Raw genomic sequence first — 13588 nt, 5'->3', positions numbered from 1 at the left:
CTATTTCCAGTTGAGAAATCAGGTTGCATGGGCAGGCAGAGATACTGTGCGTGCAGAGCTAAGCCCGCGCCCGGTGGAAGGCAGGAATCAGGCCCGCGAAGCAAATGACAAAAAAGCCCAGCATCTGAGCGCCCAGAATCAAATCCGAATCGAAGCGCACAACGTACCACAGCAAAAATCCCAGGGGACACAGGGCGGCGTTGAGCAAATACAGAATTCCCAGCACCCGGCACCATTTCCAGCGCACTTCTGCCGGGATCTGCTTGCTGGACCGGGAGTCGGGCAGCTCCCGGAACATCAGGCAGGCCCGGCCAAACAGAAACGAGGCCGCGGTGATGACGCCATACAGCACCGGAAGGGTGGGAAAATCGTCCCACAGCACGTTGAAAAACATGGTGGCGGTAAAAATTCCAATCAGTGTTGGCATGAATCGTTCCATAAACTATTCCTCCCTGGGCATATACTGCTGCCCGAAGGGGGTGGCGGCCAGGCCGCCCTTGCCCGTCTCCCGCAGGGTGTGGGGGAGGGAGCGGCCCACCTCAGCCATGGCATCCAGCACCTGGTCGGGAGGCACCCGGCTTTCAATGCCTGCCAGAGCCATCTGGGCGGCGGACAGGGCGTCCATGGCCCCGATGACATTCCGCTTGACGCAGGGTACCTCCACCAGACCGCCCACCGGGTCGCACACCAGCCCCAGCAGGTTTTTCACCGCCATGGCGCAGGCGTTGGCCATCTGCTCCGGCGAACCTCCCTGGAGATGGACCAGGGCGGGGGCGGCCATGGCGGCGGCGGAGCCGATCTCCGCCTGACAGCCTCCCTCGGCTCCGGAGATGGAGGCCCGGGCGGCGATGACCATGCCGAAGCCGGAGGCCACATACAGAGCCTCAATGAGTTTGGCCTCCTCAGCCCCAAAGTGGCGGGCGTAGGGCAGCAGCACCGCCGGCAGTACGCCGCAGGCACCCGCCGTGGGGGCGGCCACAATGCGCTTCATGCAGGCGTTGCACTCCCCCATGCGCAGGGCACCCGCCATCACCTCGGAGAGGAAGGGGCCGCACAGGGTGTCGCCCTGCCGGGCGCAGTCGGCCATTTTGCCGCCGTCGCCCCCCACAAGGCCGCTCTGAGAGCGGTCCTGGGCGCGGTAGTTCTCGTCGGCCTCCTTCATGGCCCGGAGCATCCCCGCCATTTTGGAGAGGGACTCCTCCCGGGAAATGCCCTGGCTTTGACAGTCGGCTTGCAGGATGGCCTCCCACAGGGGGAGTCCTTCCTCCCGGGCGGATTCCAGCATCTGATGAATGGACGTAAACTCGATCATTGGGCTGCCTCCTGTTCCGGGGTGTAGCGGCTCACCCGGAGAATGCCGGGCAGAGCCCGGATCTCCCTGGCGGCCTCCGTGGGGATGGGCTGGTCGCACTGGATGACCATGACGGCGCTGCCGCCCCGACCGCCCCGGTTTAATTGAAGGGTGGCCACGTTGATGCCCCGGTTTGCCAGCACGCCGGTGACCTGGCTGACGCAGCCGGGCTGGTCGCTGTTGTGGACCACAAGGGTGGGCAGTTCCCCGTTGAAGGAGGTGTCCAACCCGTCCACCTGAAAGACCCGGATGCGTCCGCCGCCGGGGGAGGAGGCGCCTACCTCCAGATGTCCGCCCTCTGCCCCATCCAGGGTGATGAGCACGCTGTTGGGGTGGACATCCCGCAGGGTGCAGGTGCCGAAGGAAAATTCCAGTCCCTGCTCCTTGGCCAGAGCAAAGCTGTCCGGCACCCGGCTGTCGTCGGGGGCCAGCCCCAGAAGGCCGGCAATGAGGGCCTGGTGGGTGCCGTGGCCCTTGCCGGTGGAGGCGAAGGAGCCGTGGAGCAGCAGCTGAGCCCGAAGGGGCCGCTGGCCCAGCAGGGCCCGGGCCACCCGGCCGATGCGCACGGCCCCGGCGGTGTGGGAGCTGGAGGGCCCCACCATCACAGGCCCCAGAATGTCAAAGAGGTTCATGGACACACTCCTTACCAAAGCAAATAAGGGAAAGCAGGCGGTCAGCTGATGTCTGCCAGGTCCAAATATTTATACCCATTGTCGGCAATATGATTCTTCCGCCCGGTGAGATCGTCTCCCAGCAGCAGGTCAAAGACCTGGGCGGTGCGCTCCACGTCCTCGGGCATGACCTTGATGAGACGGCGGGTTTCGGGGGACATGGTGGTCAGCCACATCATCTCTGGGTCGTTCTCGCCCAGACCCTTGGAGCGCTGGACGTCGTACTTCTTGCCCTGGAGGGTGGCCACAATGTCATTTTTCTCCTTGTCGGAGTAGGCAAACCAGGTCTTTTCCTTGCAGGTAATCTCATAGAGGGGGGACTCGGCGATATACACGTAGCCCTCCTGGATGAGGGTGGGGGTGAGGCGGTAGAGCATGGTGAGAATGAGAGTGCGGATCTGGAAGCCGTCCACGTCGGCATCGGTACAGATGACCACCTTGTTCCAGCGCAGGGCGGACAGGTCGAAGGCGGCCATGTCCTTGGCCCGCTTGTCCTTTACCTCCACGCCGCAGCCCAGCACCTTGAGAAGGTCGGTGATGATCTCGCTTTTGAAGATCTTGCCGTAGTCGGCCTTGAGGCAGTTGAGGATCTTGCCCCGCACGGGCATGATGGCCTGAAACTCGCCGTCCCGGGCCTGCTTCACGCTGCCCAGAGCCGAGTCGCCCTCCACGATGTAGAGCTCGCTGCGGGTCACGTCCTTGGTGCGGCAGGGGACGAATTTCTGGACCCGGTTGGAGATGTCCATGGAGCCGGTGAGTTTCTTCTTGATGTTCAGCCGGGCCTTCTCCGCCGTCTCCCGGGAGCGCTTATTGATGAGCACCTGTTCGGCGATCTTCTGGGCGTCCTGGGGATTTTCGATGAAGTAGACCTCCAGCTGGGCCCGGAGGAACTCGGTCATGGCCTCCTGAACAAACTTGTTGTTGATGGCCTTCTTGGTCTGGTTTTCGTAGGAGGTCTGGGTGGAGAAGTTGTTGCTCACCAGCACCAGGGACTCCTGAATGTCGTTGAAGGTGACCTTGCTCTCCGTCTTGGTGTACTTGTTCTGCTGCTTGAGCCAGGCGTCGATGGCGGAGACGAAGGCGGAGCGCATGGCCTTCTCCGGAGAGCCGCCGTGCTCCAGCCAGGAGGAGTTGTGGTAGTGCTCGATGATCTGGACCCGGTTGGAGAAGCAGAAGGATACGGACAGCTTCACCTTGTACTCCGGCTTGTCCGCCCGGTCCCGGCCCTTGCGCTCGGTCTGCCAGAACACGGGAGTGGTCAGGGCGTCCTCCCCGGCCAGCTCGGTGACGTAGTCCACGATGCCGTTTTCATAGCAGAAGTCGGTGGTCTCAAACTTGCCGGGGGTGGTCTCCACCTTCAGGCGGAATACCACGCCCGCGTTGACCACGGCCTGGCGCTTGAGCACGTCCTGGTAGTACTCCACGGGGATGTCGATGTCGGTAAAGACCTCCAGGTCAGGCTTCCAGCGGAAGGTGGAGCCCGTCTTTTTGCCCCGGTCCGTGGGCTCCTTCTGAAGCCCGCCGATGTTTTCACCCTTCTCGAAGTGGAGGGAGTATTTAAAGCCGTCCCGGCGGATGGTTGCGTCAAAGTATTCGCTGGCGTACTGGGTGGCGCAGGAGCCCAGGCCGTTGAGACCCAGGGAGTACTCGTAGTTGTCGCCGTCGCCGCCGTATTTGCCGCCGGCGTACAGCTCACAGAAGACCAGCTCCCAGTTGTATTTCTGCTCCTTCTCGTTCCAGTCCACCGGACAGCCCCGGCCCTGGTCCTCCACCTGGATGGATTTGTCCAGGTAGCGGGTGACGGTGATAAGCTGTCCGTGGCCCTCCCGGGCCTCGTCGATGGCGTTGGACAGAATTTCAAAGACCGCATGCTCACAGCCCTCCAGGCCGTCGGAGCCAAAAATAACGCCCGGGCGCTTTCGGACACGGTCGGCGCCTTTGAGGGCGGAGATAGATTCGTTGCCGTAGGTGGTTTTCTTCTGGGCCATGTTGTTCCTTCCTCACTCTTTCAAACATGTGCAATGTGCGCAACTATACAGCATAATGATATCAAAAGATAAGGTCGAAAGTCAAGGAATTGGGGCATGGGGGCAGGGAGACATGCGCATAATTCCGGAAAAAACTCAAACACTGTCCCCATGTAAGGGGGCTCGGTATGGAACAATTTTGTGTGGTGGAAGAGGACGAGGGAATCGGCAGAGCGATCCGGCAGGGCCTGCGGGGCCGGACGGGCCAGGGAGGTGTGAGCGCAGGCCATCCCACGCTTTTGGTGGTATCCCCCCAGGCGGCCCGCCGGGGACTGCACCTGCCGGCGGCCTGTCGGACGGTGCTGCTGCCGGGGGACGCGGGACAGCTTCTGGAGGGTGTGCGGGCGGCCAGTGCGGTCAGCTACGGCGTCTCTCCACGGGACAGCCTGACCATTTCCAGCCGGGAGGGAGACCGGCTGTGGGCGGCGCTGCAGCGGGAGCTGGTGACCGTGGACGGCCAGGTGGTGGAGCGGCAGGAGTTTCCCCTGGCGGTGCCCCGGGGCACCCGGGAGCTGTCTGCCCTGGCCGTGGCGGGGGCTCTGCTGCTGCTGGGCGTCCCGCCGGAGGAGCTGGACCAGGAGCAGACCGGGAAGCAGCGGACAGACCCGCCTCAATGACAGGAGGATTTCCAAGGGCTGGGAAACAAATCCAGACAAATTCCTGCATATCCCATCTTTTCCTGCGGATACTAAAGTTTGCTTCCTAAAATTCACAGCCATTGGAGGAATTTGTGATATGAAGGCAACAGGCATTGTGCGCCGCATCGACGATCTGGGCCGGGTTGTCATCCCCAAGGAGATCCGGAGAACCATGCGGATTCGGGAGGGCGACCCGCTGGAGATTTACACCGATAAGGATGGCGGCGTTATTTTTAAGAAGTATTCCCTCATGGGGGGAATTACGGAGTTTGCCAGCCAGCTGTGCGATACCCTCAACCGGACTACCGGTCACCTGACGGTTATTACCGACCGGGACAACTGCATCGCGGTCACCGGAGCGACCCGCCGGGAGCTTTTGGAGCGGGCCATCTCCCCGGAGCTGGAGCGGCTGATGGAGGGGCGGCAGATTTATCAGCACAAGGCGGGAGAGACCGCCATTCCCCTGCTGGCGGAGGACGGACGATTCTCCCTGTCCACGGCGGCCCCCATTTTATCGGAGGGCGACGTGCTGGGCTGCGTGGTGTTTGCCAGCCAGGGCGAGGAGCCGGAGGGCGGCGAGGTGGACTACAAGCTGGCCCAATCCATTGCCGGCTTTCTGGGCCGCCATATGGAAGGATAAAAAAGGACCCCGGACGTGTAATCCGGGGTCCCTTTGTGTTATTTCTTTTTCATGATGACAAACTTCATCATGGGGTAGTTGATGGCCACCTGCAGCACGATGTTCACCGCGTTGGCCACCGTGGCGGAGAAGCCGCCCAGGTAGGGGGTCAGCACGGGTACCAGGTAGCCGGGCAGGGCCACGCTGATGATGCCGGCCACCACCACGGTGAGGATATACCAGCCGATGGTCTTGCTGATGTCGATGGTGGCGCCGAAGACCAGCTTGCGCTGAACAATATAGTTGACGATCTGGGCGCACACATAGGCCAGCAGGAAGGCCAGGAATCCACCCAATCCCCCGGAGGCGGGAGAGGTGTAGTCAAAAATGAAAAACTGGAAGGGCTCGGTCATAGAGCCGAACAGGAAGGCGGAGGAGAGCCACAGAACCACGAAGTTGGTTACCGTGGCGCAGTTTGACAAAATGTTGAACAGAATGAACTCCCACAGGTCGGGGTGCTCTCTCTTCCACTTGCGAAAGGCTTCCATCAGATCCCATTTCTCCTCTCATTTTTCAGCTTGCGGCCGTCCAGAAGACCGCGGATGACGCCGCCCAGTCCCCGGAAGAAGTGTCCGTTGACTATGAGCAGAATGGAGCGGGCGGTCTTCTCCGTGGCCATGCCGCCGGTCATCTTGGCGATGCCGCGGAAGGGCATGTTGCACACGAAGAGGATGTTCAGGTCAGCAGAGCGGCCTGCCAGACTCTTTTCCATCTTGCCCACGATGATCTTGCCGGCCAGACGGGCCAGGGGATTTCTGGCGTCGGGCAGGCGGAGCAGGGCGTCGTTCCAGCCCAGCGGGGCCTTGGGGTCCCAATGGCTTTCGGGCAGGGGACGGCCCAGCAGAGCCTCGAATTCCTGGCTGCACACCGCCTCCACGTGGCCGCTGAAGTAGGAGGGCAGCTCCTTGGGGTCATAGGGCAGGGGAGCGCCGGTGCCCTCCACGGTGAGGGAAGCGGTGAGGCGGATGTCCTGCACGCTGGCGCCTACCTGGACGGAATACTCGCCGCCCTCCACCTCCCAGGCGTTGGTCTTCACGTTGAAGTAGCGGAAGGCCTTGTCGTCCAGGGGGATGGTGACGGTGCGGCTCTCGCCGGGCTCCAGGAACACCTTGGCAAAGCCCTTCAGCTCCCGGGCGGGACGGAAAATGCCGCTGTTCACGGCAGAGAGATACACCTGGGCAATCTCCCCACCGGCGCGCTTTCCGGTGTTGGTAATGGTAAAGGAAACCTCGTTCTGGGTAGCCTTCAGGTCGGAGTAGGCGAAGGTGGTGTAGCTCAGGCCGAAGCCGAAGGGGAAGCGGACGGCCTTGCCCACCGTCTCGTAGTAGCGGTAGCCCACGTAGATGGACTCCCGGTACTCCGCGGTGCGCTGGCGACCAGGAAAGTAGGTGTGGTTGGGGGTGTCCTCATAGCGGATGGGGAAGCTCTCCGCCAGCTTGCCGGAGGGGTTGACCGCTCCGGTGAGCAGGTCGGCCATGGCACCCGCCCCGGCCTGGCCGGACAGGTAGCCGTGGATGAGGCCCTTGCACTGGTCCACCCAGGGCAGCTCCACCGCACTGCCGCCGGAGATGACCACCACCAGGTTGGGGTTGACCTCGGCCACGGCGTACAGGAGCTTCTCCTGGTTGGCGGGCAGCCGCATGTGCTGGCGGTCCATGCCCTCGCTCTCGCTGATCTCGGGCAGACCCAGGTAGAGCAGCACCACGTCGGCGTTCTTGGCAGCGGATACCGCGCTGTCCAGCAGCGCCTGGTCCTCCTTGCCGTCCCGGCGGTAGCCCTGGGCCTGGCCGGTGATCTCCAGATCGCAGGCCCGCAGGCAGTCAATGGGCTTGTCCAGCTTGGTGGGGTTGACCACCGAGGAGCCGGCTCCCTGATAGCGGGGCTCCAGGGCCATGTCGCCCAGGACTGCCACCCGGGTGCCGGGGGCCAGGGGGAGGATGTCCTCCTCATTTTTCAGCAGCACGGCGGTTTCCGCGGCGGCCTTCCGGGCCAGGGCGTGGTGGGCCTCCACATCAAATTCCTTGGGGCCGTCGGCGGTGGCGGCGTGGGTGGAGAGAACGACGTCCAGCAGCTCGTCCACCCGCTGGTCCACCTCGGCCTCCGTGAGGGTACCGGCCTCCAGGGCGGCAAAGATCTCCTGGTCGCTGTCGCCGCCGGTGCCGGGCATCTCCAGGTTGCCGCCCGCACGGACCGCCTGGGCGTGGTCATTGGAGCCGCCCCAGTCGGTGACGACAAAGCCGTCAAAGCCCCACTCCTTCCGAAGCACATCGGTGAGCAGCCAGGCGTCGTCGTTGGCGTAGGTGCCGTTAATCAGGTTGTAGGAGGACATAATGGACTTGGGGTGGCCTTCCTTCACCGCGATTTCAAAGTTGGTGAGGTACAGCTCCCGAAGAGCCCGCATATCCACCACGCTGTCGCTGGCCATGCGCAGCAGCTCCTGGCTGTTGGCAGCGAAGTGCTTGGGGCAGGCGGAGATGCCGTTTTCCTGAATGCCCCGGATGAGGGCGGCGGCCATCTTGCCCGAGAGGTAGGGATCCTCGGAGTAGTACTCAAAGCTGCGTCCGCCCAGAGGGTTGCGCTTGGTGTTCAGACCTGGGCCCAGCAGCACGTTGACCTGCTGGCAGGCGGCTTCCCTGCCAATGGTCCGGCCGATCTCCTCGGCCAGGTCGGGGTTCCAGCTGTTGGCTACGCCGGCGGCGGTGGGAAAGCAGGTAGCCGGCTGGCTGGCGTTGAGGCCCAGGTGGTCGGAGGCCCCCAGCTGCTTTCGAACCCCGTGGGGGCCGTCAGAGAGGTACATAGCGGGGATGTTCTGCTGGGGAATGGGATAGGTGCTCCAGATGTCCCGCCCGGACAGGAGGGCCACCTTTTGTTTTAACGTGAGCGCTTGAATGAGTTCGGGATGCTTCATGGCGTCCTCCTTGTGATTGGCCGGCAGGCCCCTGTGAAAGGGACCTGCCGGTGAAAATAGGGGTGAATGTTAATTCTGGGTGTCATCCGTCTCGGTGGGAATGACAGGCTCGGACTGAGCGATGGTGCGGGACTTCTTCAGAATGGCCACGGCGCCCAGCAGCAGAGCGGCAGCGACTACCACATCGATGACGATAGCGGCAATCTGCCAGCCCTGGAGTCCGCCGCCGGAGAGATTGGCGGGGTCATAGGCGCGGGAGTTCACAGTGGTATACAGGATGTTCTTGCAGGCCTGACGCATGGCCAGCACGGAGGTGGCGCTGGTGGTGTCGGTGACGTGGTTGGTCTCAGTGTCATAGGCGACCAGCATGCAGTCGGTGCCGCCGCGGATGGCCTGGTCAGAGTCCATGTAGCCGTACACGCCGAAGTAGTCGGTGAGGACGAAGCCCTGGAAGCCCCACTCGTCCCGCAGAACGTTGTTGAGTAGCTCGGTGCAGGCGCCCGCCCAGGTGTTGCCGATATAGTTGAAGGAGGACATGACCGCCTGGCAGCCGCCGTCCTTCACGGCAATCTCGAAGGGCTTGAGGTAAATCTCACGGATGGCCTGCTCATTGGACCAGGTGCACAGCATACCGCAGCGGTTGGTCTCCTGGTCGTTGAGGGCGAAGTGCTTCATATAGGCGTACACGCCGTGCTCCTGGGCGCCCAGAATGGCGTTGGCCGCCATGTTTCCGCCCAGAACGCCGTCCTCGGAGTAGTACTCGAAGTTACGGCCGGCAAAAGCGGAGCGGTGGGTGTTCATGGCGGGGGCGTACCAGCCGGAAACGCCCATCTCGTCGGCCATCTTGCCGATGCCGTCGCCAAAGGCGTTGGCCAGATCCACATTCCAGGTGGCAGCAATCATCACGGCGGCGGGGAAGCCGATGGAGCCCTTGCCGGTGAAGTTGTTGTTGATGGAGGCAGGGCCGTCGCAGTCGATGGTCTGAACCTTGTCGATGCTGGAAACGGCGGAGGTCTGGTAGCCGCCCAGGGCGATGAGGGTATCCATATCAGACACGGTCAGCTGGTCCAGCAGGGAGTCCCACTGAGGATCGTCGTAGTCCACGCCCCGCAGGTCGGACAGAGTCAGACCATTCTTGGCGCCGGTGGTGGGCATCACGTCGTCGGGGTTATTAAACGCATTGGGATCGTAGTTGCTGTTGTTGTAGAAGGTGGCCTTGGTCTCCTCATCCATAGTGAAGTTGGTGGGAGCGGCAGTGGCCTCGGCGTAGTTGGCAAAGCCGTCGGCGCGGCTGAGGTAGGTCACATTGCCCTCAGCAAAGGCAAACTGGTTGGAAGCGGCCACAGCGTCAGTGGAGCGGGCGCTGTCCGTGCCGTAGGTGATGGTTTCAGCGACGTTGTAGGTCTGGGAATCAAGGATGGTGTGGGAGTCAGAGTTGATGGAGATGACGTAGTCACCGGCCTCCAGCACGTAAGCGCCGGCGCCGTAGGTGTCATAGGAAGCCATGTCCTCCGCGTTGAAGGAGATGGTCAGAGTCTGGGAAGCGCCGGGCTCCAGCAGGTCGGTCTTGTCGAAGGCGATGAGGTTGGCGGTGGCCTTCTCGATGCCGCCGTTGGTGTAGGGAGGATTGTAGTAGACCTGAACCACGTCCTTGCCGGCCACATCGCCGGTGTTGGTGACGGTCACGTCAAAGGTGATGGTGCCGTTGTTCTCAGAGATGGCGCCCATCTCCTGGGTGAAGGTGGTGTAGCTCAGACCGTAGCCGAAGGGATACTGGACGGTGGCGTCGTAATCAATGAGGCCCTCGGCAGCGGCGGTCTCATAGAACTTGTAGCCCACGTAGATGCCCTCTACGTAGTTGACGAAGGAGGGGACAGCGCCGTCTACGGCAAACTCGTCCATGTTATCATAGAACATGCTGCCGAAGTTGTTCCAGGTGGGGGTAGCGGTCAGGTCATAGACATAGGTGTCCACCATCTTGGCGGAGGGGTTCACGTTGCCCACCAGGATCTCGCCCAGGGCGTTGAATCCCTTCTGGCCGGGGCCGGCCATCACCAGGGCGCCCTTGATGGAGTCGTACTGGTCCAGCCAGCCCAGCTCCATGGCGTTGGCGGCGTTGATGACCACAATGACGTTGTCAAACTCGCTGGTGACGCGCTCCACCATGGCGATCTCGCGGTTGGAGAGCTCCAGGTAGTGCTTGCTGGCGTCCAGGTCATCGGTCTGGGAGCTCATGCGCATGCCGGAGGCACCGAAGGTGCCGCCCTCCTGGAAGGTGTCCTCGCCGTCGTAGCTGGTGGGCAGGTCGGCGCCCTCGCCGCCGGAGCGGGAGATGACGATCAGAGCGGTGTCGGAGAACTCCTTGGCATTCTCAAAGATGCCGGCGGCGTCATACTCCTCCATGGTGGGCTCGGGGATGGTCCAGTCCTGGCCCCACATGCCCACGGTGGGACGGGAGTCACGGAACTGGGTGTAGAAATCGGAGATGGTGGTGTTGTACTCGATGCCGGCGTTGCTCAGGCCCTCCAGCAGGGAGACGGTGGGATAGGACTCGGACAGGCCGCCGGAGCCGGTGCCGCCATAGACAGGGTTAGTGGAGGACCAGCCGAACACGTTCAGCTTGGTGTTGCTGAGGGGCAGGGCACCCTCATTCTTCACCATGACGATGCCCTCTTCGGCAATGGTCTGGCACAGCTCGTTGGCGGAGGCAGCGGTCTCGTCGGTGACGGAGCCGTCGCCCATGGCCAGGGAGATGAGGCTGCTCATGGGACCAAAGCAGATGAGGTTCACGGTGACGGCAATGGCCAGCACCATGGCCAGGGCGGCCTCGCCCCGGACCAGGAACTTCTTGGAGCGGGACATTTTGCTGGCGCCGATCATGGCTGCGATGGCCAGAATCAGCACCACGCCAAGCCCGATGAGATAGGGCTTGACTGTGTTCAGGACGTTTAAAACGTCTTCGATGTTGATGGCTAACATTTCATCAATCCTCCTGCAAGTGTAATCGGGACCGGGACACGCGCGTCCGGCCTCAGTTCTGTACCGGATTTTAACCTACTTTTTACCTCAGTGAACGGGTTTCTCGCAAACTGTACGTTTTTCACCGTAAATTGTACCCAGATAACTGCAATTTACACAAAAACAGCCCATGCCATTTGACAAATCAAACAACATGGGCTGTTTACTTATCCCATTGCAGTTTGGGGCTGAGGCAGAAGCACATCCAGTTCAAACCAGTGGTCCTTTACGCTGACGGAGATGGAACCGCCGTACTTCTGGGCGGTGTAGCGGATGGATTTCAGGCCGTATCCGTGATAATCCGTGCTGCCCTTGGTGGTGACGGGGAGGCCGTCGGAAAAGGACAGCTCGTCCTGACAGTAGTTTTCAAAGCGCAGCAGCACAAACCCTTTTCGGGCGGACACCGTCACATGAATAAGCCGCTTCTCCTCCTGAGGGATGGAGCGGACATATTCCATGGCGTTGTCCAGGGCATTTCCGAAGATGGTGCAGATGTCCATGACCTCCAGAAAGGAGAGCAGGGAGCCGTCCGCCACGCAGGTGAGCTGGATGTGGTTCTGGACACAGGAGAGGCTTTTGCTGGTGAGTACCGTGTCCAGCACCGAGCTGCCCGTCTTGTTCTGGGCCTCATAGGTGCGGATCTCCTGTTCCATCTGGTCCAGAAAGGCGGAGCGCCGGTCCGCGTCGCTCTCCGCCCGCAGGAGGGCGATCTGATGCTTCAGGTCGTGGTATTTCCGGTTGATGAGGTCGATGCTCTCCTTGGACTGCTGGTACTGGGCGTACTGGGTCTGGAGAATGTTCTGGATGGCGTCCAGCTCCCGGCGGGTGTGGAGCTGCTGGCGCTGCAGATGGTAGGCGCAGAGAATGACCAGGCCGGCCAGATCCACCAGGGTGCGGATGTTGTAAATCTCCGGGACCAGGGAGGAGCTGAAGGGAGTGTTGGAGTAGACAAAGCTGAGGTTGCTCACAAAAAAGGCGCACAGGGCAATAAGAGCCACGGACCCAAGCTCCGCCGGAGTGACGGTCAGCGGAATGTGGGAGGAGAGGCGCCGTTCCAGACGCCAGGCCAGAGCAAACACCACCACATAGGTGATGGCCATGAAGGCCCAGGACAGGGCGGTGCTGTACCGGGCCAGGCGGTAGGCGGTGTAGAAATAGAGCTGCCACTCCAAAGAGGCGGCAAACTCTGCCAGAATGAAGGCACGCACCGTGCAGTACCCCGCGGAGAGGGGAGACAGGTCGGAGCACACCCAGATGAGCAGAAACATCAGGCCAACCGCCGCCGCCATAGCCGGGATCCAGAAGGCCACTGGCAGAGGGTCGGTCACCTCCAGAAAGATGCACTGGACCACCAGCGCGCCTGTGCAGGCCGAAACCAGCCGTATGCCCGACAGCCGCCGGGGGGAGGAGAAGATGAAAAGCAGACAGGACAGCCACTCGGCCAGGGCGGTGAAAAGGCGGGGAATGTTGGGAAACAGCTCGTCCATTACTTGCTCACCCCGCCTGCGTAGCCGGCCAGCGCCTCCAGAAAGGCGTTCTTTCTGGGGCGGCTCACCACCAGCCGCTCCCCCTTTACCAGGGCGCAGCCATCCTGAAAGCCATCCACATGCTCCAAATTCAACAGATAGCCCTTGTTGCTGCGGAAGAAGCCCAGGGGGACCAGCTTTTCTTCCCACTCCCCCATGGACCCGGCGGAGATGTGGTCGCCGCCGGCGGTGTGGAAGACGAGGCGGTGCCCCTGGCTCTCCAGGTAATAAAGCTCGCCCGCGTCCAGCTTCAGCGCACCCCCCTTGATGGGAACCGTGAAAAAGTGCCGCTGGCGGTTTTTCATCCGCCGGATGGCCCGGGAAAGCCGCTGGGAGAGGGCAAAGTAACTCACCGGCTTGAGCACATAGTCCATGGCGTCCACGGCGTAGCCCCGAATGGCGTACTGGGCCATGTTGGTAATGAAGATGATGACCACCTCGGGGTCCTGCCGGCGGATGAGCTCGGCGGCCGTCATTCCGTCCAGAAAGGGCATCTCCACATCCAGAAGGATGATGTCAAACTGGGCTTTGTAGCTCTCGACCAGCTCGTCCCCGTCGGAGTAGGAGGTGACCTCCACAGCCAGGCCGGACTCCCGGCTGAAATCCTGAATATAGTCCTGCAGCTGCTTGGCGTACGAAGGCTCATCCTCCGCAATGGCAATTCGAATCACATCCTGCGCCCCCTCTCCGGACCTTACGTTTCACCTTAGTATAACAGAAAGAGAAATGACCGTAAAGAAGTGAATTGGTTGGAAATGCTGCCAAAGGAG

At 61.8% G+C, this 13588-nt stretch carries 11 protein-coding genes; 2 read left to right on the top strand and 9 right to left on the bottom strand.

Annotated features, from left to right (window positions below):
- Nucleotides 1–58 precede the first annotated feature (58 nt).
- From AC3YUO_RS00640 to AC3YUO_RS00625, 4 genes are read right to left on the bottom strand one after another with little or no spacing between them, the layout of a single operon-like run.
- Nucleotides 59–439, bottom strand: a complete 381-nt coding sequence (locus AC3YUO_RS00640) for a hypothetical protein (RefSeq protein WP_489961116.1) — start codon at nt 437–439, stop codon at nt 59–61.
- Nucleotides 440–442: 3 nt separating this feature from the next.
- The gene (gene sdaAA / locus AC3YUO_RS00635) at nt 443–1309 is read right to left on the bottom strand and encodes an L-serine ammonia-lyase, iron-sulfur-dependent, subunit alpha (RefSeq protein WP_489961484.1); all 867 of its coding nucleotides are present in this window, start codon (nt 1307–1309) and stop codon (nt 443–445) included.
- Nucleotides 1309–1983 carry an L-serine ammonia-lyase, iron-sulfur-dependent subunit beta gene (gene sdaAB / locus AC3YUO_RS00630; RefSeq protein ID WP_489961115.1) on the bottom strand — a complete coding sequence of 225 codons (675 nt, stop codon included), beginning with the start codon at nt 1981–1983 and terminating at the stop codon, nt 1309–1311. The genes sdaAA and sdaAB overlap by 1 nt, the downstream gene beginning before the upstream one ends.
- Before the next feature lie 41 nt (nt 1984–2024).
- On the bottom strand, nt 2025–4010 hold the full coding sequence (locus AC3YUO_RS00625; RefSeq protein ID WP_489961114.1) for a DNA gyrase/topoisomerase IV subunit B: 1986 nt from the start codon (nt 4008–4010) through the stop codon (nt 2025–2027).
- A 167-nt stretch (nt 4011–4177) separates the two neighbouring features.
- Here AC3YUO_RS00625 and AC3YUO_RS00620 point away from each other — a divergent pair, with 167 nt between their 5' ends.
- The gene (locus AC3YUO_RS00620) at nt 4178–4666 is read left to right on the top strand and encodes a hypothetical protein (protein WP_489961113.1); all 489 of its coding nucleotides are present in this window, start codon (nt 4178–4180) and stop codon (nt 4664–4666) included.
- 118 nt (nt 4667–4784) lie between these two features.
- Nucleotides 4785–5327 (top strand): stage V sporulation T C-terminal domain-containing protein, encoded by a 543-nt coding sequence (locus tag AC3YUO_RS00615; protein WP_489961112.1) that lies wholly within the window; start codon nt 4785–4787, stop codon nt 5325–5327.
- 38 nt (nt 5328–5365) lie between these two features.
- Here AC3YUO_RS00615 and AC3YUO_RS00610 read toward each other — a convergent pair whose 3' ends face one another.
- From AC3YUO_RS00610 to AC3YUO_RS00590, 5 genes are all read right to left on the bottom strand, one after another.
- Complete coding sequence (locus AC3YUO_RS00610) at nt 5366–5854, bottom strand: GtrA family protein (RefSeq protein WP_489961111.1); 489 nt, start codon at nt 5852–5854, stop codon at nt 5366–5368.
- Complete coding sequence (locus AC3YUO_RS00605) at nt 5854–8274, bottom strand: glycoside hydrolase family 3 C-terminal domain-containing protein (RefSeq protein WP_489961110.1); 2421 nt, start codon at nt 8272–8274, stop codon at nt 5854–5856. The genes AC3YUO_RS00610 and AC3YUO_RS00605 overlap by 1 nt, the downstream gene beginning before the upstream one ends.
- Nucleotides 8275–8343: 69 nt before the next feature.
- Entirely contained in the window at nt 8344–11253 is a 2910-nt protein-coding gene (locus AC3YUO_RS00600) for a glycoside hydrolase family 3 N-terminal domain-containing protein (protein ID WP_489961109.1), read from the bottom strand.
- A 206-nt stretch (nt 11254–11459) separates the two neighbouring features.
- Nucleotides 11460–12779 carry a GHKL domain-containing protein gene (locus AC3YUO_RS00595; RefSeq protein ID WP_489961108.1) on the bottom strand — a complete coding sequence of 440 codons (1320 nt, stop codon included), beginning with the start codon at nt 12777–12779 and terminating at the stop codon, nt 11460–11462.
- On the bottom strand, nt 12779–13489 hold the full coding sequence (locus AC3YUO_RS00590; protein WP_489961107.1) for a LytR/AlgR family response regulator transcription factor: 711 nt from the start codon (nt 13487–13489) through the stop codon (nt 12779–12781). Before AC3YUO_RS00590 ends, AC3YUO_RS00595 begins: the two co-directional genes overlap by 1 nt.
- Between the last annotated feature and the right edge of the window lie 99 nt (nt 13490–13588).

Source organism: Pseudoflavonifractor sp. HNCC25GI2 (genome assembly GCF_058136395.1).
The sequence above is the reverse complement of the archived record's forward strand: the minus strand, read 5'-3'. Positions and strand labels throughout refer to the sequence as shown.